Annotated in this window: 21 protein-coding genes; 18 read left to right on the top strand and 3 right to left on the bottom strand. The window is 45.6% G+C overall.

Annotated elements, in window-relative coordinates:
- Positions 1-3: 3 nt before the first annotated feature.
- Positions 4-240 carry a hypothetical protein gene (locus QUA99_RS05110; protein WP_333234925.1) on the bottom strand — a complete coding sequence of 79 codons (237 nt, stop codon included), beginning with the start codon at positions 238-240 and terminating at the stop codon, positions 4-6.
- A gap of 235 nt (positions 241-475) precedes the next feature.
- Here QUA99_RS05110 and QUA99_RS05105 point away from each other — a divergent pair, with 235 nt between their 5' ends.
- From QUA99_RS05105 to QUA99_RS05060, 10 genes are all read left to right on the top strand, one after another.
- Positions 476-1,213, top strand: coding sequence for an ABC transporter ATP-binding protein (locus QUA99_RS05105; RefSeq protein ID WP_333234926.1), 738 nt, complete (start codon positions 476-478; stop codon positions 1,211-1,213).
- The gene (locus tag QUA99_RS05100; RefSeq protein WP_333234927.1) at positions 1,210-2,070 is read left to right on the top strand and encodes an EamA family transporter; all 861 of its coding nucleotides are present in this window, start codon (positions 1,210-1,212) and stop codon (positions 2,068-2,070) included. Before QUA99_RS05105 ends, QUA99_RS05100 begins: the two co-directional genes overlap by 4 nt.
- Before the next feature lie 191 nt (positions 2,071-2,261).
- Positions 2,262-6,170 carry a cobaltochelatase subunit CobN gene (cobN, locus tag QUA99_RS05095; RefSeq protein ID WP_333234928.1) on the top strand — a complete coding sequence of 1,303 codons (3,909 nt, stop codon included), beginning with the start codon at positions 2,262-2,264 and terminating at the stop codon, positions 6,168-6,170.
- Between the two features lie 45 nt (positions 6,171-6,215).
- The gene (locus tag QUA99_RS05090) at positions 6,216-7,334 is read left to right on the top strand and encodes an ATP-binding protein (RefSeq protein ID WP_333234929.1); all 1,119 of its coding nucleotides are present in this window, start codon (positions 6,216-6,218) and stop codon (positions 7,332-7,334) included.
- Positions 7,334-8,017, top strand: a complete 684-nt coding sequence (locus tag QUA99_RS05085) for a DUF3226 domain-containing protein (RefSeq protein WP_333234930.1) — start codon at positions 7,334-7,336, stop codon at positions 8,015-8,017. Before QUA99_RS05090 ends, QUA99_RS05085 begins: the two co-directional genes overlap by 1 nt.
- Positions 8,018-8,058: 41 nt before the next feature.
- Positions 8,059-9,708: a hypothetical protein gene (locus tag QUA99_RS05080; RefSeq protein ID WP_333234931.1), complete on the top strand. Its 1,650-nt coding sequence runs from the start codon at positions 8,059-8,061 to the stop codon at positions 9,706-9,708.
- A 521-nt stretch (positions 9,709-10,229) separates the two neighbouring features.
- The gene (locus QUA99_RS05075; protein WP_333234932.1) at positions 10,230-11,150 is read left to right on the top strand and encodes an NAD(+) kinase; all 921 of its coding nucleotides are present in this window, start codon (positions 10,230-10,232) and stop codon (positions 11,148-11,150) included.
- A gap of 321 nt (positions 11,151-11,471) precedes the next feature.
- Entirely contained in the window at positions 11,472-11,957 is a 486-nt protein-coding gene (locus tag QUA99_RS05070) for a hypothetical protein (RefSeq protein WP_333234933.1), read from the top strand.
- Between the two features lie 5 nt (positions 11,958-11,962).
- Entirely contained in the window at positions 11,963-12,091 is a 129-nt protein-coding gene (locus tag QUA99_RS05065) for a hypothetical protein (protein WP_333234934.1), read from the top strand.
- Positions 12,092-12,127: 36 nt separating this feature from the next.
- Positions 12,128-14,104, top strand: coding sequence for a carbamoyltransferase (locus tag QUA99_RS05060; RefSeq protein ID WP_333234935.1), 1,977 nt, complete (start codon positions 12,128-12,130; stop codon positions 14,102-14,104).
- A 49-nt stretch (positions 14,105-14,153) separates the two neighbouring features.
- On the opposite strand, the gene QUA99_RS05055 is transcribed toward QUA99_RS05060, so the two are convergent.
- Positions 14,154-14,279: a hypothetical protein gene (locus QUA99_RS05055; protein ID WP_333234936.1), complete on the bottom strand. Its 126-nt coding sequence runs from the start codon at positions 14,277-14,279 to the stop codon at positions 14,154-14,156.
- On the opposite strand from QUA99_RS05055, the gene QUA99_RS05050 reads away from it, so the two are divergent.
- The 5 genes from QUA99_RS05050 to QUA99_RS05030 are packed head-to-tail and all read left to right on the top strand — an operon-like array spanning position 14,278 to position 18,764.
- Positions 14,278-14,685: an SxtJ family membrane protein gene (locus tag QUA99_RS05050; RefSeq protein WP_333234937.1), complete on the top strand. Its 408-nt coding sequence runs from the start codon at positions 14,278-14,280 to the stop codon at positions 14,683-14,685. The genes QUA99_RS05055 and QUA99_RS05050 overlap by 2 nt on opposite strands.
- On the top strand, positions 14,686-14,850 hold the full coding sequence (locus QUA99_RS05045) for a DUF5989 family protein (RefSeq protein WP_333234938.1): 165 nt from the start codon (positions 14,686-14,688) through the stop codon (positions 14,848-14,850). It begins immediately after the preceding gene.
- Between the two features lie 4 nt (positions 14,851-14,854).
- A complete protein-coding gene (locus tag QUA99_RS05040; RefSeq protein WP_333234939.1) occupies positions 14,855-16,087 on the top strand; it encodes an SGNH/GDSL hydrolase family protein in 1,233 nt (410 codons plus the stop codon).
- A gap of 13 nt (positions 16,088-16,100) precedes the next feature.
- The gene (locus tag QUA99_RS05035) at positions 16,101-17,426 is read left to right on the top strand and encodes a hypothetical protein (protein WP_333234940.1); all 1,326 of its coding nucleotides are present in this window, start codon (positions 16,101-16,103) and stop codon (positions 17,424-17,426) included.
- A gap of 6 nt (positions 17,427-17,432) precedes the next feature.
- Positions 17,433-18,764, top strand: coding sequence for a hypothetical protein (locus QUA99_RS05030; RefSeq protein ID WP_333234941.1), 1,332 nt, complete (start codon positions 17,433-17,435; stop codon positions 18,762-18,764).
- A 270-nt stretch (positions 18,765-19,034) separates the two neighbouring features.
- Here QUA99_RS05030 and QUA99_RS05025 read toward each other — a convergent pair whose 3' ends face one another.
- Positions 19,035-20,363, bottom strand: coding sequence for a hemolysin family protein (locus tag QUA99_RS05025; RefSeq protein ID WP_333234942.1), 1,329 nt, complete (start codon positions 20,361-20,363; stop codon positions 19,035-19,037).
- Between the two features lie 138 nt (positions 20,364-20,501).
- Between QUA99_RS05025 and QUA99_RS05020 the strand changes: the two genes are divergently transcribed.
- The 3 genes from QUA99_RS05020 (at position 20,502) to QUA99_RS05010 (ending at position 25,051) form a co-directional block, all read left to right on the top strand.
- Positions 20,502-20,663, top strand: coding sequence for a hypothetical protein (locus QUA99_RS05020; RefSeq protein WP_333234943.1), 162 nt, complete (start codon positions 20,502-20,504; stop codon positions 20,661-20,663).
- 131 nt (positions 20,664-20,794) lie between these two features.
- Positions 20,795-24,361, top strand: a complete 3,567-nt coding sequence (mfd, locus tag QUA99_RS05015) for a transcription-repair coupling factor (protein ID WP_333234944.1) — start codon at positions 20,795-20,797, stop codon at positions 24,359-24,361.
- A gap of 24 nt (positions 24,362-24,385) precedes the next feature.
- A complete protein-coding gene (locus QUA99_RS05010) occupies positions 24,386-25,051 on the top strand; it encodes an S-layer homology domain-containing protein (protein ID WP_333234945.1) in 666 nt (221 codons plus the stop codon).
- Positions 25,052-25,064: the final 13 nt, after the last annotated feature.

The raw sequence follows: 25,064 nt of genomic DNA, 5'->3' as shown, positions 1-25,064 counted from the left end.
AAGCTAGAAATTGGAGTTTTGAGGCAGGAGGCAGGAGGCAGGAGGCAGGAGGAAGAAAGAAGAAGGAAAGAGGAAGAAGGAAGGAGCCAAAAGAAGTATTTTTACAAATATGAGATGCTCCCAAGCAATATCTACAGGGTCTGCCTCGTTTGGCAACAGGAAAAATTGAGGCAAAGCCTCTGGTTCTGCGTTACCAGGCTCTGCATGGTAACGAGTAATAAAACTCACGTATTGCATCATTTTTACCCATTCTGTAGGGGCGGGTTCACGGACAATAACTGCCTCAAACCCACAATCTCATAAACCCGCCCCCGCTTGGGCGGTAAATCCCAGGGAACGAGTAAGATTAATAGTTATTGTTAAATGTATCTCCCAGTCCTCATAGCCAGGAATTAAGCTATGAGCCCGGGGTTGAAACCCCTGGCGGACTGCGGGAAAAGAGACAGTTTTGTTATCAACAATCAAGTCACAGAAAATGCACGACAGCCCATCAAAAAACCCCCAAAACATCCTCTTAGAACTCAAAAATGTTTCTGTAAATTACGGAGGCATTCAAGCCCTGCGAAATATTAATTTAACCGTGAATGCAGGCGAGGTTGTCAGTCTCATCGGTGCCAACGGTGCGGGCAAAAGTACCACACTCAGGGCTATTTCTAAAATAGTTAATATACAGCAAGGACAAATTATTTATAGCGGGCGCGATATTACCCGCCGTCAAGCTTACGAAGTTGTGAAATTGGGAATCGCCCACAGTCCAGAAGGGCGGCGGGTTTTGGCGCAGCAAACGGTGTTGGCTAACTTGGAATTGGGGGCCTATATTCGATCGGACTCGGCGGCAGTAAAAGCCGATTTAGAGCGCCAATTTGAGATATTTCCGCGCCTAGCAGAAAGGCGCCGCCAGCTAGCAGGAACCCTCAGCGGCGGGGAACAGCAAATGTTGGCGATCGCCCGTGCGCTGATGTCGCGCCCGAAACTGCTATTATTAGACGAGCCTAGTTTAGGCTTAGCACCCGCGATCGTCAAAGAAATTTTCGCAATCATTCAAAACCTGCGTTCCACAGGCGTTACAATCCTCTTAGTCGAACAAAACGCCAATTTAGCACTGCAAATTGCCGATCGGGGTTACGTACTAGAAGCTGGTAATATTACCCTCACAGGTATTGGAGCGGATTTGCTAAACGACGAGCGAGTCAGGAGCGCATATTTAGGTTGACTTGGTTAATTTTTGGAATCTTGACCGCTTTCTTTGAAGCCGTCAAAGACGTTTTTGGCAAACAAAACCTCAAAAAAAGTGACGAATATGTTGTCGCTTGGTCTCTCTCATTTTTTTCAGTCATCTTTTTGCTTCCCTGGGTATTATATACAGGAATTCCGCCATTAAATTCTCAATTTTGGCTCGCCCTATTAATCGGAGGTAGCATCAACGCTGTCACAGCCCTCCTCTACATCAAAGCCATCAAACTATCAGATTTATCCCTGACACTACCGCTGGTAGCTTTGACACCATTATTCATGTTGTTAACTTCACCGTTAATGGTCGGTGAATATCCAAAGTTTTTTGATTATATGGGCATTTTACTAATCGTAGCAGGCTCTTATTTATTAAATATCAAAGAGAAATCTAAAGGATATTTAGCTCCATTCAAAGCACTGCTGGATGAACCCGGATCAAAATTGATGTTAATCGTTGCATTTCTATGGAGTATTGCCTCAAATTGTGACAAAATAGGAGTTACAAATTCCTACCCTATTTTTTGGATATTCTCTTTGTTCAGTACAATGACTGTTTTGCTACTGCCAGTTTTATTGCACAAAACCCCAAATCCAGGGCGACAAATTCTCAAACAATTACCAATGCTAGCTGCTATGGGGTTTATCAATGCTACTGGAGTCATGTTTCAAATGCAAGCTTTGACATTAACTTTCGTAGTGCGAGTGGTCGCGATTAAGCGTACTAGCGTGTTAATCGGTGTATTGTTCGGTCATTTCATTTTTAAGGAAAAAGATATTCAAGAAAGATTATTAGGGGCCGGAATCATGATTTTGGGAGTTTTATTTATCAGTTTATAGGTTAAGATTTCCGGGACTTTGACGCTCGTTCTCTCCCCGAATGTAGGGGCGATGCCCCCGTGCTCGCCCTCTATCGGTTGGGCGGGAATGTCCGGGTGGGAAACACGCCCTCGCCTCTATTGATGTATAAGTCATGTTATAGTAAAGGCGATCGCACTTTCTCTCACTATTTATTAACATAAAAAAAATTAATGCACAAAATAGCAGCCACACCCGGAGGTTGGAGCCCTCAAGCAGAAGGAGTAATTTTTATACAGCAAACCCCAGCACCAATAGTATTTATTAGTGCTGCTGACACCGACATTCAAACTCTCGCAGCCGCCGCATCCAAAATGCCGGCAAAATTTCCCAAAGTGCGCGCAGTAAACCTGCTTCAGTTGCAGCAACAGCTAACAATTGACACCTATGCCGAGGAAGTTTTAGAACGCGCAGAGGTCATAATCTTAAGACTTTTAGGAGGGCGTTCTTATTGGTCTTACGGGTTAGAAATCCTGCGAGAAACTGTGCATAAAACTAAGGCATCACTGATTGTAATGCCGGGAGAAGACAGTCCCGATCCCGATTTAATCAGCCATTCCAATGTATCGCTGTCAGCAGTAAATCAACTGTGGCGCTATTTCACAGAAGGCGGAGTCCAAAACTTTGTTAACGCACTCAAATTTGCCGCCGATACTTGCTTGAAAACTGCTTACAATCCGCCCCTCCCCCAAACAGTTTCCCGCGTCGGAATTTATGATTGGACAAATCTTGTGGGGCAGGCATCTTGCCTGCCCTTACAAGATAGCAGGCAAGATGCCTGCTCCACAATACAAAATGATGCCTGCTCCACAATACAAAATCAGTTCCCGGATAATTTATTAAATATACCAACTCTAGCAAAAGTCGGAATTTTATTTTATCGCGCTCATTATTTATCAGGAAACTTAGCACCAGTTGATGCACTTTGTCAAGCTCTATCAGAGCGAAACTTAGTACCAGTTCCCGTCTTTGTGTCTTCTCTGCGGGAACCAGATTTGCAAATAGAATTGCTGGAATACTTCCAGCCAAAAGAATCAGAACCCATTCAATTATTGCTCAACACCACAAGTTTTGCAGTCTCCGGTTTCAGCAGCCAAGAACCGGAACAAAACAGCTTAAAATCCTTAGACGTTCCCGTATTGCAAGCAATCTTCAGCGGTGGCGGTTTGGAACAGTGGGAAACTGAATTACAAGGACTTTCGCCCCGCGATGTGGCGATGAATGTAGCCTTGCCGGAAGTAGACGGAAAAATCATTACTAGGGCTGTTTCTTTTAAAGCCGTACAGACTTGGAACAGCGAATTAGAAACAGATGTAGTAGGCTATGTAGCAGCGGGCGATCGCATTTCATTTGTAGCAGATTTAACCGCGAATTGGGTGAAGATGAAACAAACCCCAGCCGCCAACAGACGCATCGCCATAATTCTGGCAAATTACCCCACCCGCAACGCCCGCTTAGCCAACGGTGTCGGCTTAGATACGCCCGCTAGCTGTGTCGAAATCCTCAAAGCTATGCAGCAAGCTGGCTATCAAATTGAAAATATCCCTGCTAGCGGCAATGTGTTAATTGAACAGTTAACTTCTGGCGTAACAAATGACCCGGAAGGACGCGAATTGCGACCTGTTCATCAATCATTGGATTTGGCAGAATATGAAGAATATTTTGCTACTTTGCCGCAGGAAGTGCAAGATGGAATTTGCAATAGATGGGGGTTGGCGGAAGGTCATACACAAGGTAGGGACACGGCAATGCCGTGTCCCTACTTTCCGATTCCGGGGATTCAGTTTGGCAATGTATTTGTAGGAATTCAACCATCGCGCGGGTATGAACTTGACCCCGCCTTGAATTATCATGCACCCGACTTGGAACCAACTCACAATTATCTAGCTTACTATTATTGGCTGCGAGAAAAGTTGGGAATAGACGCTATAATTCATGCCGGAAAACACGGCAATTTAGAATGGCTTCCGGGTAAAAGTATAGCATTGTCTAACAAATGTTATCCCGAAGTAGCGTTAGGCGCGATGCCGAATTTTTATCCCTTCATTGTCAACGATCCGGGGGAAGGTTCCCAAGCAAAAAGACGATCGCAAGCTGTGATTATTGACCACCTGACACCGCCGATGACTCGCGCCGAACTCTACGGGCCTTTGCAGCAGTTGGAAACCTTAATCGACGAATATTGCGAAGCCCAAAGCTTAGATCCGTCTCGATTACCCATGATTCGCGATCGCATTCTCGCCCTCACCAACAAAGAAAACTTAGATAAAGACTTAGGAATACAACTAAATAAATCGGAATTTACAGAATTTATCACCCGCACAGACGGCTATCTTTGCGAACTCAAAGAATCCCAAATTCGCGACGGATTGCACATTTTTGGGCAGTGCCCCGAAGGTAGACAGTTGCGCGATTTGATAATTGCGATCGCCCGCCATCCCACCAACGGGCGATCGGGCATAACCCGCGCCCTAGCAGAAGACTCAGGCTACGATTTCGACCCCTTAACCTGCGATCCAACGTCGATAATTCAGCACCGCACAGCAGGCGATTTAGTAAAAGAACTCGAAGAAAAAGCCGCTGAATTAGTAGATAACTTAATCGAAAAAATCCGCGTTCATCCGCGTTCATCTGCGGTTGCCAATCCAGAAATAGGAGAAGCAACCCAACAAGAATTAGACTGGATAAATAACTATCTTTTACCTTCACTCCTCCAAACAAACCAAGAAATTACCAACCTGTTGCGCGGACTAGATGGGCGGCACATACCAAGCGGCGCATCCGGCGCGCCCACTCGCGGCAGACCAGATGTATTGCCCACCGGTCGCAATTTTTACTCCGTAGATATCCGCGCCATTCCCACAGAAACCGCCTGGAGAGTTGGCAGAGTTGCGGCAGAAACTTTAATCGAAAGATACACCCAAGAAAACGGCGAATATCCGAAAACTTTGGGTTTGTCAGTGTGGGGAACATCCACCATGCGGACGGGGGGAGACGACATCGCCGAAGCCTTAGCGCTGATAGGAGTTCAACCAGTTTGGGATGGCCCTTCGCGCCGGGTTGTAGATTTTGAAATTTTGCCAGTTTCTGTTTTGGGAAGGCCGCGTGTTGATGTTACTTTGCGAATTTCGGGGTTTTTCCGCGATGCTTTTTTTAATTTAATTGATTTGTTTGATAGTGCGGTAAAAGCTGTGGCAGATTTAGACGAATCGGCTGAAAATAACCCTTTAGCCGCACAAGTTAAGGAAGAGATTTTGTATTGGGAATCTACAGGTTTGAGTCGAGAAGAGGCGCAAGGGCGATCGCAATTTCGAGTCTTTGGTTCAAAACCAGGTGCTTACGGCGCAGGACTTCAAGGCATAATTGAAGCTCAAAACTGGACAGACGACAGCGATTTAGCAAAAGCTTACATTAATTGGAGCAGTTACGCCTATACCTCCTCTAGTTCCTCAAATTTGCCGGGAGATGTAGCAGGAGTTAAACAGAGTGAATGGGGATTTTCTGCACCCGAAGCATTTGAAAAACGCCTCGGCCAAATGCAAATAGTTCTGCAAAACCAAGACAACCGCGAACACGACATCCTCGACTCGGATGATTATTATCAATTCCAAGGGGGAATGACGGCCGCAATTCGCAATTTGCAAGGCAAAAATCCTGAAACCTATTTCGGCGACAATTCGATTCCTGAAAATCCGAAGGTGCGGCAACTGCGGGAGGAAATTGCGCGGGTTTACCGCAGCAGGGCTGTGAATCCCAAATGGATAGAAGGTGCGATGCGACACGGTTATAAAGGTGCTTTTGAAATTGCAGCAACTGTTGATTTTTTGTTTGCTTACGATGCTACGGCAAATTGTGTAGAGGATTTTATGTATGAAGGAATCGCAGAGGCTTACATTTTTGATGAGAAAGTGCAGACATTTATTCAAGAAAACAATCCTTGGGCACTGCGAGATATGGCGGAAAGATTGCTAGAAGCTCGTCAGCGGGGGTTGTGGCATAGTGCGAAGCAGGATACATTGGATAAATTGAGGTCGATCGCCCTGCAAGCCGAAGCAGTCATCGAATCCCATACTGGTTTCTAGTCTGAACGGAGAAATGATAAAATATAGTTAATATGCGAGGAATCCATGTTGCGCGATCTTACCATCCAAAATTATCGCTGTTTTAGAGATTTTCATATCGACGATCTAGCTAGGGTTAATTTGATAGTCGGTCAGAACAATAGTGGTAAAACTACTTTTTTGGAAGCCATTTATTTATTAGTCCAACAACAGAGTATTCAAGCTTTGTTTGATGTACTAAATGGTCGTGGCGAAATGAGCAACATAAAAACTCAACTTGCATCAGGTCAAGCAGTAAACCGCAGCAAGTATCAATTTGAACATATTTTTTACGGACATCAACTAACTCCAGAGGGAAGTATTTACATTCAATCCCAGAAAGAAGAACAGCTCTCACTCAAAATCCAAGCAAACCCTACAAACCAACAAGTGGTAATTCCGGTAGATGAAGAACTAGAAACCAGGTTTTTAGCATGGGAATTAATTGCTTATTACAATCAAAATTACCGAGTCAAAATTTCAGTGCTGCGCGATGCGACTATTGCTAAGATTAGTAGTTTACTTTCGGTTCAATCAACAGAGCTCGATGATAACTATTTGTCGCTTGTTGGAGCCAGCAAAGATAATTTTAATTTACTCAAAACTACGGCAATAAGTTTTAACGAAATGGCTGTGTTTTGGGATGCTATTACACTGACCCCAAAAGAAGAAAGCGTAGTAGCAGTACTGCAAATATTAGAACCCGATGTAGAACGTATTAGTTTTACCAGTAATCCCACTAATAACAGTGGTATTTTGATTAAACTTCGAGGACAGAATTACCCAGTTACTCTTGGCAGTATGGGAGATGGTATGCGACGAATTCTTAGTATAGCAATGGCAGCCGTATCATCAGAAAATGGTTTTTTGCTAGTCGATGAAATTGATACAGGTCTTTACTATCAAACCCAAACTGATATGTGGCGATTGATATTTGAAACAGCACAGCGATTGAACGTTCAAGTCTTTGCAACTACCCACAGTTGGGATTGCATAGCCGCATTTCAAGAAGCCTTAGAACAGTCAGAAGATAGTTCGGTTGGCAAATTATTTCGCTTGAGCCGGCGCGGTGAGGATATTCGTGCAGTTGAATACACTCCCGATGAATTGTCCGTTGCAGTGCGCCAAAGTATCGAGGTGCGCTGATGCCAAAAGCACCAAAACCTCATTCACCAAAACCTCAACAGTTATTGGTAGAAGGTAAGAATGACCTACACGTAATCTCGGCTTTGTGCAAGCAATATCAACTGCCAGAAACATTTTCCGTCGAAGTACCGCAACAAGAAGGTACAGAAGGAGTTGAAGCGCTGCTAAATGGCTTGCCAGAAAGATTGAAAGCAGAGAATTTACGCACGTTGGGAATTGTGGTAGATGCCGATAGCAATTTAAGTGGGCGGTGGCAATCTCTTAAACATAAACTGAGTTCGAGTGGCTATCGAGATATCCCGCAATCTCCCCCTCCCGAAGGCTGGGTTTGCACACCTTCAGATCCATACTTGCCTCGCGTCGGAGTTTGGTTGATGCCAAACAATCAACTTCCTGGAATGTTAGAAGATTTTGTCGCCTATCTCATCCCCCCTGGCGACACCCTGCATCCGAAAGCCGAAGCAATTTTACAAGAGCTCGAACAAGCCGGACTTAACCGCTACACTTTAATTCATCATCCCAAAGCGCTAATCCACACTTGGCTGGCATGGCAGAAAACGCCTGCAATGCCGATGGGACAAGCAATAACAGCACAAGTGCTAAACTCCGATTGCCCGATCGCCTTAATTTTTATTGAATGGTTAAAACATCTGTTTGAGCTAATTGCTCCATCCCCCGGATAATTAGTAATATCTAGTAATATTTTGCCCACGCTGAAAGCTTTATGATTCGCCGCTACATTGCTAGCATCAGCACCAGCATCCTCAAACGTACCTGCGCCGCAGCCGCTGTATTAGCCGTAACTTTGGGATGTTCGTCAACGAAGCCGCCCAACACCGCAGCGCCATCGGGTTCGATCGAATCCGCAGTCCTGGCCCAGTCCCCAACGTCTCTGTTAGCTAAAAACCCCAACAAATCCAAAAAATCTCTCAGCGCTGCTTCATGCCCTCAAAGCGATGCCTTCACGGAGTCAGTTAACTTTGCCACCCAAGCTTCTAATTTGGCTCAATCAGCCAATTCAAAACAAGACTGGGACGAAGTAGCCGCCCTGTGGGTGCAGGCCGTCGCCTGGATGCAAGCAGTTCCCCCAGGCAGTCCCAGACGGGCGTTTGCGGAGAAAAAAGTAATCGAGTACATGAGAAACCTGGTTTATTCGCAGCAGCAAGCGGGCGCAACCCGATCGCAAGCCAGTACAGTCAGCTTCAGCAGCGATTTGCTAAACGAACAACTCGAACTTTACCTATCCTACGTTGCTGCCGTCGGCCCGCCAGATATTTTGATTGTCGGTAGTTCCCGGGCATTGCAGGGCGTCGATCCCAAACAGCTAAAGCAATCTTTGGCCCAAAATGGCCGTCCGGGCTTAAAAGTATTTAACTTTTCAGTCAACGGCGCAACTGCACAAGTAGTTGACTTTCAACTGCGGCGGCTTTTGAAGCCCGGTCATTTGCCTCAAATGATTATCTGGGCAGACGGTGTGCGGGGATTTAACAGCGGCCGGGACGATCGCACTTTTAATTCGATCGTCGATTCTGAAGGCAGCCAACTTTTAGCAGCAGGCGTTCGCCCCGAACTGCCGTCCGATGAACCCAACGTGATTCCCCAGTGTTACAAATTCCCGCAGCCCTGCCCTAACAACACTTTCCGCAAAGCACGGGCATCTGTCGATCGACCTTTCAGCGGCGGGCAAGATGCCCGCCCCACAATCAAATTCCTGTCTGGTGGAACGGGCATCTTGCCCGTTGCTGACACCCACCCCACAATCAAATTCCTGTCTGGTGGAACGGGCATCTTGCCCGTTGCCTCAAATGCTGCAAGATATGAGTTAAAACCGATCGCAGCCGTTCCAGCAACTCAAAAAGCAGAATTGATTCCAGTCTCGCAGCCGACAACTGTAGCAATGAGGCAAGTCCGCGAATTGGCAGATTCGATCGACTCCAACGGATTCATGCCTATATCTGGCCGTTACAATCCCAACACTTATTATCGAGAACGCGCTTACGTTTCAGGCCAGTACGATCGCGACTACGAAAACTTCAACCTCGGAGGCAAACAAGCAACAGCCTTTAATTCAGTTGTAGCATTTACCAAAGCTCGCAAAATTCCCCTAATTTTCGTCAATTTACCCCTCACCGACGACTACTTAGACGGAACTCGCCTGCGGGCAGAACAGCAGTTCCGGCAGCGAATGGATCAACTGTCGCGGCAAAAAGGCTTCGCTTTCCGCGACTTGTCGCAGCGGTGGCCCGGCCGCAACGACTATTTTTTTGACCCCAGCCACCTCAACCGCTTTGGGGCGATCGCAGTTTCTCGCTTACTCGCGGCAGATTCCAGCATCATCTGGCCGCGGCCCAAATCCAGCCGCACCGAGGGATAATACCATTTTAGATTTTAGATTTTAGATTTTAGATTCAAGAATTGGGAATTAAAGATGAGATAATGGAGGCGAGCTTTCTAAAAATTGGATTACTTTTTGCAACTGCTATAAACCAGAGGGAGAGTCGGCGATTCAGTCTAAAATCTAATCATCTAACAATCAAAAATCCCAAATCTAAAATCTAAAATCGATGGAGGGGAGATACCCTGTCATCGGAATAATATATTTCCGAGTACAGTGCGATCGTCCCGCTCGTGGCGATTCAGTCTAAAATCTAATAATCTAACAATCCCAAATCAAAAATCCCAAATCAAAAATCAAAAATCGATGTGCACTGCGCTCGTCCCGCTCGTGGCGATTCAGTCTAAAATCTAATAATCTAACAATCCCAAATCAAAAATCAAAAATCAAAAATCAAAAATCGATGTGCACTGCGCTCGTCCCGCTGGTGGCAATTCAGTCTAAAATTTAATCATCTAACAATCGAAAATCCCAAATCTGAAATCTAAAATCGATAGGTTGTGCAACTAAAACAAGTAATTATCGCCCACAAAGCCAGAGATACCCTCAGCCAGCGGTGGGCAGAACAGTGTGCCCGCCAATTAGAAAGTCGCGGGTGTGACGTTTTAATGGGGCCCAGCGGCCCGAAAGATAACCCGTATCCGGTATTTTTAGCTTCTAGTAACAGTTCAATTGATTTAGCTGTGGTGCTCGGCGGCGACGGTACTGCCCTAGCTGCCGCGCGGAATTTGGCTGCTGACGGCATTCCGATTTTGGCAGCGAATGTGGGGGGACATCTGGGGTTTTTAACCGAGTCTTTTGAGGATTTCCAAAAGACTGAGGAGATTTGGGACAGACTTTCGGAAGATAGGTATGCGGTGCAGACGCGGATGATGTTGCAGGCAACAGTTTTTGAGGGAAACAGAAGCAATCTCGAACCCCAAAGCGATCGGTTTTTGGCACTAAATGAAATGTGTGTCAAACCTGCTTCAGCCGATCGAATGCCGAGCTGTATTCTAGAAATGGAAGTTGACGGCGAAGTAGTCGATCAATACCAAGGCGACGGTTTAATTGTGGCAACTCCCACCGGTTCGACTTGCTACACCGCATCTGCCAACGGGCCGATTATGCACTCGGGAATGGAGGCGATCGCCGTTACTCCGATTTGCCCTTTGAGTTTATCCAGTCGGGCGATCGTCCTGCCGCCCGGTTCAGTCGTCAGCATTTGGCCTTTAGCAGATTACGAACTCAGTACAAAACTCTGGACAGACGGCATTTTGGGTACTGCCATGTGGCCGGGACAGCGCGTAGACGTGCGGAGGGCCGACTGCGAAGCCAAATTTATCATTTTGCGGGAAAACTATTCTTATTACGGCACTTTGAGGGAAAAACTTCACTGGGCAGGAGCCAGAATTCGCTACAGCAACAATCACCGCAATTAATCCGAATCCTCCACCATTAATCATTAATCTGTAGGGGCGGGTTTTACCAACAATATTTGCCTAAAATCAATAATCTCATAAACCCGCCCCCACAAGGCGATAAATCGCAATTTACATTTTTATGCTGCAAGCGAAAGAAAGGTTGATATGGGTTATTAGTTGTCTGGGAGCGGGTTTATATAGATGGTTTGCGGTCATTAAATATTATTCGTAAAACCCGCCCCTACAGGATGCTATTTTACAGGCAAAACCTGCCAGGCCCAACATAAAATCTCCGTACTTTGTTAAGATCGCTCAATATCTTGACAAACAGCTCGATCCATGCAGATTTTCAAACAATCAACCCGACCTTTCAACCCTCAAGATACATATCCCTGTCCCGTGTGCCGCACCGGTCAAATTTCTACCATGCCGATGATGGACGCCCTAGCTTGCAACTTCTGCCAGCACATTTATACCGCAAGCGTTGAAAGACAATCGCTCCAAATGGCCGATCGCCAACCGCCCGTAACTTGGCACTGGAACGGCAAACAGTGGATAGGAGCCCACCTCGAAGGCGTAGAATTCGGATGGCCCTATTTTGCAGCAGCGATAGGTCTAATTTTCCTTCCCACTACCTTGCTGGGACTTTCAGCTTACTATTTTCCCCCGGTTCCCGGCAGCAGATTGTCGTGGCTGCCCGCAGCTTGGACAGGCTTAGCTTTTTTGTCCCATTTAGGCATTGTGCTGTGGTTGATGGGTGAATTTTATCAATTCCCGCTGCTAACTTACTTCAGAGCTTGGGGGCGCAGGATTAGCCGGCGCTAGCTTAAATGCTCTCAAAAAAGCCGATCGCCCCAAGACGGCGCACCGACACCGATTCAGGTAAAATTAGAGGCGATCGCAAAATTCAATTCCCAATCAGCACTTATGCAGCTATAATCGTTAGCTATTCTAAATAGTCAAAAGCAAACGCATTGCGATTTGTGAGGAGAGCGATGAATATACTTGGAATCTCGGCGTACTATCACGACAGCGCCGCAGCCTTAATTCGCGACGGAGAAATTATAGCCGCAGCGCAGGAAGAAAGATTTTCCCGCAAAAAGCACGACGCCAGATTTCCCAAGAATGCGATCGCTTATTGCTTGAAAGAAGCGAAAATTGATTTGCGGGAACTCGATCGAATAGTCTTTTACGACAAACCTTTAGTCAAATTCGAGCGCCTTCTCGAAACTTATTTAGCCTACGCACCCCAAGGTTTTCGCTCTTTCTTAACCGCCATGCCGATATGGCTCAAAGAAAAGCTTTACCTCAAAACCATGCTCAAAAGAGAGCTCGCAGAAATGGCAAACTGCAAAACCAATAAACTGCCACCTCTGCTATTTACCGAACACCACCAATCCCACGCAGCATCGGCATTTTTCCCCAGCCCGTTTCAAAAAGCAGCCGTTTTGTGCCTAGACGGCGTGGGCGAGTGGGCAACAACCTCGGTTTGGTTGGGAGACGGCAACGAACTTACACCTCAGTGGGAAATCGATTTTCCCCACTCCTTGGGTTTGCTTTATTCAGCTTTCACCTATTACACCGGCTTCAAAGTCAACTCTGGCGAATACAAACTCATGGGTTTAGCACCTTACGGCGAACCCAAGTATGTAGACAAGATTCTCAACTATTTAATCGACCTCAAAGATGACGGAACTTTCCGTTTGAACATGGATTATTTCAACTATACTGTTGGCTTAACCATGACAAACAAGAAGTTTGACGAACTGTTTGAAGGGCCGCCGCGTCAAGCTGAAGGAAAATTGACTCAGCGAGAAATGGACATTGCCGCTTCCATTCAAGTTGTTACCGAAGAAGTTGTTTTGCGACTTTGCAGAACAGTAAAAAAAGAATTGGATGTCGATTATCTTTGTCTTGCCGGCGGCGTTGCTCTCAACTGCGTTGCTAACGGCAGACTCTTGCGGGAAGGTATTTTCAAAGATATTTGGATTCAGCCGGCGGCAGGAGATGCTGGCGGTGCTTTGGGCGCGGCTTTGGCGATTTGGTACCAGTATGGCGAACAAACTCGCACTGTGAGCGCGAACTCGACAGCAAATAGTAGAGAATCCCTCAAGACTGAACTTGTCACTACCAACGCAGCGGTTGAGGAGAGGACTGAAGTTCTCGCTGCAAACCAAGCGGTGGCAACTGTGGCGAAGTCTGTTGCTCATTTAACTTGTCACGACCAAATGCGCGGCTCATATTTGGGGCCGAGGTTTACTGACGCAGAAATTCTCGAATATTTGGATTCAATCAAAGCTAGCTATCACCGATTGGACGATGCCGAATTAATGCCGCAGTTGGCTGAGATTTTGGAACAGGGAAATGTGGTGGGATGGTTTCAAGGGCGGATGGAATTTGGGCCGCGGGCTCTGGGCGGTCGATCGATCGTGGGCGATCCCCGCAATGCTAAAATGCAGTCCGTGATGAACCTGAAAATTAAATATCGGGAATCATTTCGACCTTTTGCGCCGTCAATCTTAGCCGAACGAGTTGCCGATTATTTCGAGATTGACCATTCTAGCCCTTATATGCTATTGGTAGCACCTGTCAAAGCCAGTCTCCGCATTCCCATGACTCCCGAACAAGAGCAGTTGTTTGGCATTGAAAAGCTCAACATTCCGCGATCGGAAATTCCGGCTGTCACCCACGTCGATTACTCGGCTCGCATTCAAACTGTTCACAAAGAAACCAATCCTCGCTACTATGACTTAATCAGCCATTTTGAAAAGCGATCGGGCTGTTCGGTTCTGGTAAATACTTCTTTCAACGTCCGAGGCGAACCCATTGTTTGCACTCCAGAGGATGCTTACCGCTGTTTCATGCGAACCGAAATGGACTATCTGGTTTTGGAAAATTACTTGCTTCCCAAGTCCGAACAAATTCCTTGGAAACAAGATGATGCTTGGAAAAATGAATTTGAATTGGATTAATTATTAGTCAGTTGGCAGTTGGCAGTTGTGAGTTGTTAGTTGGCAATTGTCATTCTTCCCTCTTCCTTCTTCCTTCTTCCCTCTTCCTTCTTCCTTCTTCCCTCTTCCTTCTTCCTTCTTCCTTCTTCCCTCTTCCTTCTTCCTTCTTCCCTCTTCCTTCTTCCTTCTTCCCCATGAGCGACGAAATTAAAAAACTAGACAAAAAAGGCCTGCGCGATTTTGGGCTGCTCATTGGCGGCTTGATTGCAGTGCTGTTCGGTTTAGCAGTACCTTTACTGCGGCGGCATTCTCTACCTTGGTGGCCCTGGATTGTCGGCGCAGTGTTAATTGTGTTAGCGTTAGCGGCGCCGAAATCGCTGAATCCGGTTTATCGCGCGTGGATGCGCTTTGGACTTATTCTTAACAAAATCGAAACGCCGATCGTCCTAGGGATAGTTTTTTACCTCATAATTTGGCCGATGGGAGTTATCAAAGGCGTGTTGGGCGAAGATGCAATGCGGCGCAAACTCAATCCAAAAATGGATACTTACCGCGTCCCGAGCAAAGCAAGAACAAAAGTTAGTATGGAGCGTCCTTTTTAAGTGTTTGAATCAACATTAGACTTTCTCAAAGATTTGTGGGCGTTTATGAGAGAACGCCAAAAGTATTGGCTGTTGCCGTTAATTGTGACTTTAGTTTTTTTGGGAGCTTTGATTGTATTGAGTCAGGGTTCTGTGATTGCTCCGTTTATTTACACCCTGTTTTGAAATAATGAGCAAGTTGAAAAATTTGGGTGTCAATTTAGGTTTGACACTCGGCGGTTTATTTATGGGGGTGATAATTGGTGAAGTTGGATTGCGGGCGGCCAAGACTGAAGGCTATCCAAAAATAGGAGATTTCGTAGACTCGGCACCAACTCGTTTCCACACTTCCGATCCGAATTTGGGTTGGAAGCTGAAACCTGGTGCGTCGGGGGAGTGGAAGGGGGAAGGTGAGAGTTTTGTGCAGGTGAATAGCGAGGGTTTGCGCGATCGCGAACACACAAAAGCCAAACCTCCCAATACTTTGCGGGTGGCAGTTTTGGGAGATTCTTTCACCGAAGCAATTCATGTACCTGTCGAACAAACTTTCTGGTCGAAATTAGAACGAAAATTAGGAAATTGCGAAGCCGTTAAGGGACGCAAAAATGTTGAAGTAATTAATTTTGGCGTGCAGGGTTACGGTACTGCTCAAGAATTGATAATGCTGCGAAAAAAAGTGTGGGACTACAATCCTGATATTGTAGTTCTTGCATTTTTTATTGGCAATGATATAATTAACAATTCCCCAAAACTAGAATACGATCGCTACCGACCATTTTTTGTGTATGATGCTAGCGGGAAGTTAGTACCAGATATGTCTTTTCGCAATCTAGCGCCGATCGACCGCAACGAAAAAGCAGTTTCATTTGTAGACAGGCTGCCAACTTTTATCGTCAATAATTCGCGCATTTTGCAGGTGATTAAAAAGGTAGACCTAGATAAAAAAAAGCGGCAGTTATCTGAGGATTTTACCGCTTTAAGTACCCTAAACCTCAAGGAACCTCAGAATGCAGATTGGCAAGAGGCTTGGAGGGTGACAGAGGATTTGATTGTGACTGTGCGGAATGAAGTTGTGCAGAAAAATGCTGATTTCTTGGTTGTGACGATCGGCGATCCGATGCAAGTCGAACGCGATGCCAAGATGCGAGAAGATTTTACGAAAAATAACAAGATTCAAGATTTGTTTTATCCCGATAAACGGCTGGAAAAATTGGGCGCGCGCGAGGGTTTTCGGGTACTGAATTTAGCCGAACAGTTTCAAGGTTATACTGAAAAATATCAAGTCTGCGCCCACGGTTTTGAGAATTCTGTACCCTGTCGGGGTCACTGGAATGAACTCGGACACAGGCTTGGCAGTATTCTGATCAACAGAAATTTATGCGAAAATTTGAAGCAGTCTCAAGTACCCAAAAAACAACCGTAATCAGTCAAATTTCATGAAAGATTCAACTGCGCTACAAAAAGGCAAAAATATATTAAGTATAATCGCGGTTAATTTGGCGATCGCCTTTATTGGTCTGGAAGCTTTGTCGCTAGCTTTTTATTTTATCAACCAAAAGCAGTTTTTTTATACCAGAACTAAAACCACAGAAAAAGTAGTAGAAGATATTGAAAGGGTCGGAATTAGGCTAGATGAATCTATCGTAGAAAGACTGCACCCATTTTTTGGCTACGTACTCAAACAAGGTGCTTTTACCAATGAAAAATTAAAGTTAAAAGTCAACAAACACGGCTTTTTTTCCCTATACGAATATCCCTTTATTAAAACCAATAAAAATCAATTTATTATCGGAGTTTTTGGCGGTTCAGTTGCGAATAACTTTGCAGTAGATGAATACGTAACTCGCAGATTGTCTAACAAATTGAAGACTTATCCAGAATTTGCCAACAAGGAAATCATTGTTTTAAATTTTGGCAACGGCGGCTACAAACAGCCTCAACAATTATTAATTGTAAATTACTTTCTGGCTTTGGGCCAAGAGTTAGATTTAGTCATCAATATTGACGGTTTTAACGAAGTAGCACTGTCAAATCTAAACAACAAAGGCCAAGTAGAAATAGGAATGCCCAGCGTTCAACACATACAGCCTCTGACGGGCTTAGCCAACAACAACTTGTCGCCGGAAGCCATGAGTTCGATCGTGCAAATTAACGAAACCAAAAAACAGTTGAAAGCAGGTATTGACAAATTGCAAACTTGTCAACTTGCTTTGTGTCACGCTGTTACCTCGCTGCAGGTGAAACAATTAGTCAACAATTACCAGCAAGCAGTTGTCAAGTACGACCGACAAGTAAAACAATCCAACCCAGACACGGCAAATAGCGGTATAGTATACATTCCCAAAGCTGACTCTGTTTTGCAGGATGCCGCTGCTTTTGACAAAATGGCATCGGTGTGGTACGAATCGTCGATCGGGATGAATCAAATTTTATCTAGTAGAAAAATTAAGTATTTTCACTTTATCCAGCCCAACCAGTATTATCCCACTAAGCGAGCGTTTACCGCCAAGGAAAACGAAATTGCGATCGACCAGAAGAGTCCTTATATTGAAGGTGTGAAAAAAGGTTATCCAGTATTGTTGTCCAAAGTTGATGATTTGCAAAAAACCGGGGTTAATATTTTTAGTGCAGTGAATATTTTGGACAATACAAAAGAGACGGTTTACAAAGATGCCTGCTGCCACTATAATTCAGTCGGAGACGAAGTATTGGCAAACTATGTTTCTAGTTCCATTATTAAAGTAGTAAGAGAGTCGAAATAGAGGTTTATGAAAGATTTAAATTTTTTTAAAAAAGGACAAGAATTTCTCAAGATTGGTTTGATTAATTTAGTGCTTTTACTGGTTTTCCTGGAACTCGGTTCCCTGGTATGGTATTTTGTCAAGCACAAGCAATTTTTCTATACTAGAGAAAAGACGCAAAATAAGTCGGATTTAGGAATTAATTTAGAAGGAGTGCGGCTGAATCAGTCTATTGTTGAAAGGTTTCACCCTTTTTTGGGATTTATCCAACAACCTGGCCCCGATTTTCGCCCTGGTTTTAAGGTTAACAACTACGGATTTATCTCTCCTTACGATTACCCTTTGAAAAAAACCAAGAAAAATCAATTTATTATCGGAGTTTTTGGCGGTTCTGTGGCTTCTAATTATGGAGTATTTGAAGTTCAAAACAAAATTTTACCTCAATACCTCAAGCAGCTTCCGGGTTTGAAAGATAAAGAATTTGTAATTTTGTCTTTTGCTACCGGAGGCTACAAACAGCCGCAGCAGTTATTAATTTTAAACTATTTTTTGGCTTTAGGGCAAGAACTGGATCTGGTCGTCAATATAGATGGTTTTAATGAAGTAGCACTTTCTAACTTAAACAATAAAAATCAAGTCGATTTGGCGATGCCAAGCATTCAGCATATTTTGCCGCTGACTAGCTTGGCGAATAATAGCCTTTCTACAAAAGCGATGAAAGCAACTATCAGAATCCAAGAAAATAAAGCTAGGATTAATCAGGGTTTGGAACGTTTGCAAAACTGCTCTTTAGCTGCGTGCGATGCTTTGACTTCTGTTTACGTTCAAAATCTAGTTAATAACTATAAAACCGATGTCATTAAGTTTGAAAAAGAACGGACTAAACCCAAAAAAGATGACAGTGGCAGCGTTATTTATATCAATACTAATAAGTCAGTTTTACGGGATTCAGTAGCTTTTCAAGAAATGGCGTTGAATTGGGCGAAAAGTTCAATTTTTATGCACAAAGTTCTGTCTGCTAGTAATGTGCCTTATTTTCACGTTCTTCAGCCTAATCAATATTATCAGACGAAAAGGGTGTTTGGGGAAGCTGAAAAGCAGATTGCTTTTAACAAAGATACTCCTTATGCTAAAGCTGTGCAAATTGGATATCCGGCTCTTTTCAAAAAGTTTCCTAATTTGGAAAAAAATAATATCAATATAGTGAATGCTGTCAATGTTTTTGACAAGACTAAAGAGGCTGTTTATGTAGATAGCTGCTGCCATTACAATCAAGCTGGAGAGGTGGTTTTTAGCAATTATGTAGGTCGTTCTATTCTGGAATCTTTGCGGAAAGATGAAAGAAATAAGAAGAAGTGATATTATGTCTGGTTGATTTGTTATTGTACAATTTGCGAACTCGTAGGGGCGGGTTCACCAACAATATATAACGATAACCAACAATATATAAAAACCCGCTCACCAATAATTCACATCAACCTGATATTTATATTTAATTCCTAAATGTAGGTGATGATTTATCGTTGGGTGGGGCGGGTTTTTGAGATTGTTTGTTTCCGGCGATGATGGTTGGTGAACCCGCCCCTACGGGTATTATGTCGATGGATTAAAATTACATGGTTTTTAGTTTTAGGTTTTTGGTTGGGTTCTAGGTCGATCGCCCGCTGAGTCGATCGGCATTACCAAGATTTTATCAACTCGGTTCCCGTCCATATCGACTACTTCCACGCGCAAACCGTTCCACTCAAAATGCTCGGCTGCTGTGGGAATTTTGCCCAAATTTGTAATCACAAAACCGCCCATTGTGTGGTAACTTCCTTTGTGTTCGGCTGACTCTTCGATTCCAAACAGCTCAAAAAAATCTTCGACTGCTAGCATTCCGTCTAACAGCCAAGAACCGTCTTCGCGCTGCACGGTTTGAGGTTCGTCAGCATCTTCAATCGAGGGAAAGTCGCCAACCAGTTCGACTAAAATGTCGTTAACTGTTACCAATCCTTGAATGACGCCGTATTCGTCTACTACCAAGGCAATTTGATTGCTAGATTGCTTGAAAAGCTCTAATACTTTTAAACCCCTGGTGCTTTCCGGCACGAATAAAGGCCTGCGCAAAGAAGCACTTAAATCGAGCGGTTGACCAATTAAAGTGCGAGACAGCATATCGGTAACGTGTACTAAACCGAGAACGTTGTCGAGTCCGCCCTGACAGACGGGAAACCGAGAATGACCGCTGCCGAGCATTTTTTGGCGGTTTTCTTCTACTGAGTCGTCGAGGTCGAGCCAGACAAGATCGGGCCGTGGGGTCATTAAGGCGCTGACTCGCCGATCGCCCAAACGAAACACTCTTTCCACCATATCTTGTTCGGCTTCTTCAAAGGTTCCGGCTTCTGTTCCTTGCTCTATTAAAACTTTAATTTCTTCCTCTGTAACTTGGGGTTCTGTTGAAGGCACAATTCCCATGATCCGCATTACTAAGTCAGTGGAATAACTTAACAGATAAACCGCAGGAGCACCAATTTTTGAGAGCATTCGCATGGGAATTGCTACGCTTGAAGCGATGGGCTCCGGGTTGTTGAGCGCTAGCCGCTTCGGCACGAGTTCGCCGATAATTAAGGTCAGATAAGTGATGGTTAAAACTGCTACTACTGAGGCGATCGTCTGAGAATAGGGCGCGAGGGCAGGAATCAGCCGCAACAAAGGCTCTACCCTTTTAGCAATTGTCGTTTCTCCGAAAGCGCCCGACAGAATGGCCAGCATCGTAATCCCGATTTGAACTGTCGGCAAGAACTGATTGGGGGCATTAGCCAGATCCAAAGCTACGCGGGCATTGACTGAACCTTGGTTGGCCATCTGTTGCAGTCTCACCTTCCGTACAGAGATGATGGCCATCTCTGACATCACAAACAAGCCATTGAGGAAAATTAGCAGGAGAACAATCAGAAGGTCGGTACTTGGGGACATTTCTCAAATTATCGATGGTAACGGCAAGCGCACTGTCCGATTAGTCGATTTTAGATTTTAAATTTTAGATTTTAGATTGACTCCGCAGCCACTATCTGGGGATCTCCCTGATGTCTAAAATTTTTCGATCTTGACAGCTTGAGTCGTGGGCTTGTATCCGTCTTTGGGTGCAGTCACAGGAGAGGTTGGGAAGCTGTCTATCTCGATCGCAAAATCGAAATTGTTTCTCAACCTGTCACTAGAGTAACGGAACTGGCTCATTTCGATCGCAAGTTGGAGATATTTAGAGAAGACCTGTAGCAAAAATCTACCTGCAGTTCAGTGGAATTACCAAGAGCCGATCGCCACAATGATAGATGTTTGTCGTACAATCTTCCTTAGTAGGTAGCGAGGAAGAGCCTTCGCCCATCAGGGATTAAAATTAACAGCGCATGACTTTCTCTTCGATAATTCGTACCCTGGGGCGATCGCCCCTAGCCACAGAACTTCTCAACAAGCTCAAACGGCATCATTGCCTGCAACTCTCCGGCATCGCCCGTTTGCCTAAAGGTTTAGTAGCTTCAGCCCTAGCACAGCAAGAGGGGCGAAACCTATTGGCGGTAACGGCAACTTTGGAAGAAGCCGGCCGCTGGGTGGCCTCTTTAGAAGCGATGGGCTGGCAAACTGTACATTTTTACCCGACTTCAGAGGCTTCGCCCTACGAGCTATCTTACTCCGACGAGAACGAAATGACTTGGGGACAAATGCAGGTGCTGGCGGATTTGGTGGACAACGAGGAAAAAAGTGCCAATTCGTCTAAGCCGATCGCGATTGTAGCTACTGAAAGAGCTCTCCAGCCTCATTTGCCCCCGCCGGATGCTTTTGAACCCTACTGTCTGACGCTGAACCGAGGGGCAGTTCAAGACTCAAAAATACTCGACCGCCAACTGGTTTCGATGGGGTACGATCGGGTGACTCTGGTGGAAATGGAGGGCCAGTGGAGCCGCCGGGGCGATATTGTCGATGTGTTTCCGGTAGCGGCGGAGTTGCCGGTGCGGCTGGAATGGTTCGGGGATAATTTGGAGCAAATTCGGGAGTTCGATCCCTCGAACCAGCGATCGCTCGATAAGGTCGATCGGTTAGTTTTAACTCCTACTAATTTTAACGCAATTATTAAAGCAGTTTTAGCTGAAAAAAATATTGACGAAATCAACCGCCTAGGCTCTCTTGACACAGAAAATGAAGCCGAAAAATTTGTCCGCAGGCTGTTGGGTTTGGCTTTTGAAAAACCAGCATCTTTGTTGAATTATTTGCCAGAAAATACTTTAGTTGTTATTGACGAACCGCAAGGGTGCGAAGCTCACAGCGACCGCTGGTTTGAGAATGCACGGGAACAGTGGGAAAATTGCCATCGGGAATTGGAAGTTGCGGATGCGGGAACAGAAAAGTTGCCGGTTGCTAATTTTAAGGTTCCGAAAATTCACCGCACTTTTGCTGAATCAATGGCAGATGTCGCAGGTTTCGACAGACTTGAACTTTCAGAATTGGCAGAAGATTCTACTACTAAAAAAGCTCAAAGCTCTACAGAGGGCGACCAGCTACCGGCTGCGATTAATTTGGCTTCTCGGCCTGTGGCTGTGATGCCTCACCAATTTGCGAAGCTGTCTCAAATGCTCAGGGAAGAGCGCGATCGGGGTTTTGCGATTTTTCTAGTTTCCGCTCAACCCAGCAGATCGGTTTCTCTGCTGTCGGAACACGACTGTCCGGCTCAGTTTGTGGTGAATCCGCGCGATTATTTGGCGATCGACAAGTTGCAGTTGCAGCACGTTCCGGTTGCTTTGAAGTACAGCGGGCTGGCAGAATTGGAAGGGTTTATTCTGCCGACTTTTCGGATAGTTTTAATTACCGATCGGGAATTCTACGGTCAGCATTCCCTGGCAACTTTTAGCTACGTCCGCAAGCGCCGCCGCGCTGCTTCTAAAAAGGTTGACCCGAACAAGCTGAGTCCCGGGGATTTTGTGGTTCACCGCCAGCACGGTGTGGGAAAGTTTCTGAAGTTGGAACGCTTGACGATCGATCGCGAAACTCGCGAATATTTGGTGCTTCAATACGCTGACGGTACTCTGAGGGTGGCGGCAGACCAGTTGGGGGCTTTGTCGAGGTTTCGGACTGTAGGCGATAAAGTACCGGATCTCAACAAACTGACAGGTCAAACTTGGGAAAAAACTAAAACAAAAGTTCGCAAAGCTGTTAAAAAATTGGCAGTGGATTTGCTGAATCTTTATGCTAAAAGAGCCAAGCAACAAGGTTACGCTTTTCCTCCTGATATGCCTTGGCAGCAAGAGTTGGAGGATTCTTTTCCCTACCAGCCAACGCCGGATCAGTTGAAGGCAACTCAGGACGTGAAACGCGACATGGAGGGCGATCGACCGATGGATCGCCTGGTCTGCGGCGATGTCGGTTTCGGCAAGACAGAAGTCGCTCTCAGAGCTATTTTTAAGGCGGTTACAGCGGGCAAGCAGGTGGCTTTGCTCGCACCGACGACGATTTTGACCCAACAGCACTATCACACGCTGAAAGAGCGTTTTTCCCCTTATCCGATCGAAGTTGGCTTGCTCAATCGCTTTCGCACTGAAACCGAGCGCCGGGAGATTCACAAGCGTTTGGCGACTGGAGAGTTAGACGTGATTGTGGGTACTCAATCTGTTTTGAGCAAAGCGATTAAATTTCGGGATTTGGGCTTGCTGGTGGTGGACGAAGAACAGCGGTTTGGGGTCAAGCAAAAGGAAGCGATTAAAGCTCTGAAAACTGAAGTAGATGTGCTCACTCTCACCGCAACGCCGATTCCCCGGACTTTGTATATGTCGCTGTCGGGGATTCGGGAGATGAGTTTGATTGCGACTCCGCCACCCAGCCGCCGCCCGATTCAGACGCATTTATCCCCCTACAATTTGGAAGCGGTGCGGACGGCAATTCGTCAAGAATTGGACAGGGGCGGTCAGGTGTTTTATGTGGTGCCGCGGATTGAGGGGATTGATGAGTTGGCCGCTCAGTTGCAGGAGATGGTACCGTCTGCCAGAATTGCGATCGCCCACGGTCAAATGGATGCTTCGGAACTAGAATCGATCATGCTGACTTTCAGTGCGGCGGAGTTCGATATTTTGGTGTGCACGACGATTATTGAGTCGGGTTTGGATATTCCGCGAGTCAATACAATTTTGATAGAAGACGCGCAGCGGTTCGGTTTGGGTCAACTTTACCAGTTGCGGGGACGGGTGGGACGCGCGGGGATTCAAGCTCACGCTTGGCTGTTTTATCCGAAGCAGAACCAACTGTCGGATGCTGCAAGGCAGAGGTTGCGGGCAATTCAAGAGTTCGCGCAGTTGGGATCGGGCTATCAGTTGGCCGTCCGAGATATGGAAATTCGCGGTTCGGGTGATGTTTTGGGTACTGAACAGTCGGGTCAAATGGAGGCGATCGGTTTTGATTTGTATGCTGAAATGTTAGAGGAAGCTATTCGCGAAATTAAAGGTCAGGAAATTCCGAAAGTGGAGGACACGCAAATCGACCTCACTTTGACAGCGTTTATTCCTGCTGATTACATCGCAGATTTGGATCAAAAGATGAGCGCTTATCGGTCTGTTGCTTCTGCTAATACCGCAGAAGAGTTGGAGCAGATTCGGGCCGATTGGTGCGATCGCTACGGCCCCATTCCTATTCCGGCCCAGCAACTTATCCGGGTTGTCGAACTCAAACAAATCGCTAAGCAAATCGGTTTTTCTCGCATTAAACCGGAAAACAAGCAGCACATTGTTTTGGAAACCCCGATGGAGGAACCTGCTTGGAATTTGCTCAAGGCTAATTTGCCCGAACATTTGCGCTCTCGTTTTGTCTATAGCAAAGGGAAGGTTACTATTCGAGGTATGGCGGTTTTGACTGCCCAAAAGCAATTGGATAATTTGATTGATTGGCTGGGGAAAATGCAAGGCGCTTTGCCGGAAGCCAATGTTTTATTTTAAAATAAAATCCCGGAATATCAAATTTTGAAAAAGTTAGTCTGTGTTTTTTTTGCGATCGCGATAGTGCAAGGAGTGCCAATGGCGGTTAAAGCTCAACAAATAATTGACCCGATCGACCGGGTTGTGAGTGCAGGATTGATGAAAAAAGATGCTACCGGCAATTTTCATGCTGAGGGCATTGTCACCCGCGCCGATTTGGCGGTGATTTTAGTAAAAACTTTTGGTTTGGAACGGCGGAAAACAGCTCAGAAACCGGAGATGGAATTGCCCGACGTACCTAAGAGTTACTGGGCTTACAGTGCGATTCAAACTGCTTTGAAAACCGGAACGATGAATGGATATCGCGACGGAATGTTTTTCCCAAATCAAAGGGTGACTCGCGCTGAAGCTTTGGCGATTTTTGCTCAAGCTTATGGGGTTTTTCAGTTTCCCGAACCCAGCATTTCCGAAATTTTAGCTAAGTATCCAGATGCAGGCGAAATCCCTAATTGGGCTAGAAAGTCTATGGCTACTGCACTTTATGAAGGGTTTGTTAATGTTGAACTCGGAACTAATAAGATTAATCCTTTGAAGCCGATGACTCGCGGGGATATCGCTTACGCTTTGAGCAAGTATTTGGAGCGACAGGTAAGGCCAAATTCTTTGCCTGTCCCGGACGAGCAGCCTCCTAATCGCGGCATGGGAAGGTAAATATATAGCCTTT

The organism is Microcoleus sp. F10-B2 (genome assembly GCF_036704965.1).
In the GTDB taxonomy this organism is placed as follows: Bacteria; Cyanobacteriota; Cyanobacteriia; order Cyanobacteriales; family Microcoleaceae; genus Microcoleus.
This window is presented reverse-complemented; position numbering and strand designations above follow the sequence as displayed.

Excerpts from the sequence above, each read along its gene's own strand:
- QUA99_RS05085 (WP_333234930.1), top strand. The coding sequence starts at position 7,334 with ATGCCAAAAGCACCAAAACCTCATTCACCAAAACCTCAACAGTTATTG.
- QUA99_RS05030 (WP_333234941.1), top strand. The coding sequence starts at position 17,433 with ATGAAAGATTTAAATTTTTTTAAAAAAGGACAAGAATTTCTCAAGATT.
- QUA99_RS05060 (WP_333234935.1), top strand. The coding sequence starts at position 12,128 with ATGAATATACTTGGAATCTCGGCGTACTATCACGACAGCGCCGCAGCC.
- QUA99_RS05025 (WP_333234942.1), bottom strand. The coding sequence starts at position 20,363 with ATGTCCCCAAGTACCGACCTTCTGATTGTTCTCCTGCTAATTTTCCTC.
- QUA99_RS05070 (WP_333234933.1), top strand. The coding sequence starts at position 11,472 with ATGCAGATTTTCAAACAATCAACCCGACCTTTCAACCCTCAAGATACA.
- QUA99_RS05080 (WP_333234931.1), top strand. The coding sequence starts at position 8,059 with ATGATTCGCCGCTACATTGCTAGCATCAGCACCAGCATCCTCAAACGT.
- QUA99_RS05050 (WP_333234937.1), top strand. The coding sequence starts at position 14,278 with ATGAGCGACGAAATTAAAAAACTAGACAAAAAAGGCCTGCGCGATTTT.
- QUA99_RS05055 (WP_333234936.1), bottom strand. The coding sequence starts at position 14,279 with ATGGGGAAGAAGGAAGAAGGAAGAGGGAAGAAGGAAGAAGGAAGAGGG.
- mfd (WP_333234944.1), top strand. The coding sequence starts at position 20,795 with ATGACTTTCTCTTCGATAATTCGTACCCTGGGGCGATCGCCCCTAGCC.
- QUA99_RS05065 (WP_333234934.1), top strand. The coding sequence starts at position 11,963 with ATGCTCTCAAAAAAGCCGATCGCCCCAAGACGGCGCACCGACACCGAT.
- QUA99_RS05110 (WP_333234925.1), bottom strand. The coding sequence starts at position 240 with ATGATGCAATACGTGAGTTTTATTACTCGTTACCATGCAGAGCCTGGT.
- QUA99_RS05035 (WP_333234940.1), top strand. The coding sequence starts at position 16,101 with ATGAAAGATTCAACTGCGCTACAAAAAGGCAAAAATATATTAAGTATA.
- QUA99_RS05105 (WP_333234926.1), top strand. The coding sequence starts at position 476 with ATGCACGACAGCCCATCAAAAAACCCCCAAAACATCCTCTTAGAACTC.
- QUA99_RS05090 (WP_333234929.1), top strand. The coding sequence starts at position 6,216 with ATGTTGCGCGATCTTACCATCCAAAATTATCGCTGTTTTAGAGATTTT.
- QUA99_RS05040 (WP_333234939.1), top strand. The coding sequence starts at position 14,855 with ATGAGCAAGTTGAAAAATTTGGGTGTCAATTTAGGTTTGACACTCGGC.
- cobN (WP_333234928.1), top strand. The coding sequence starts at position 2,262 with ATGCACAAAATAGCAGCCACACCCGGAGGTTGGAGCCCTCAAGCAGAA.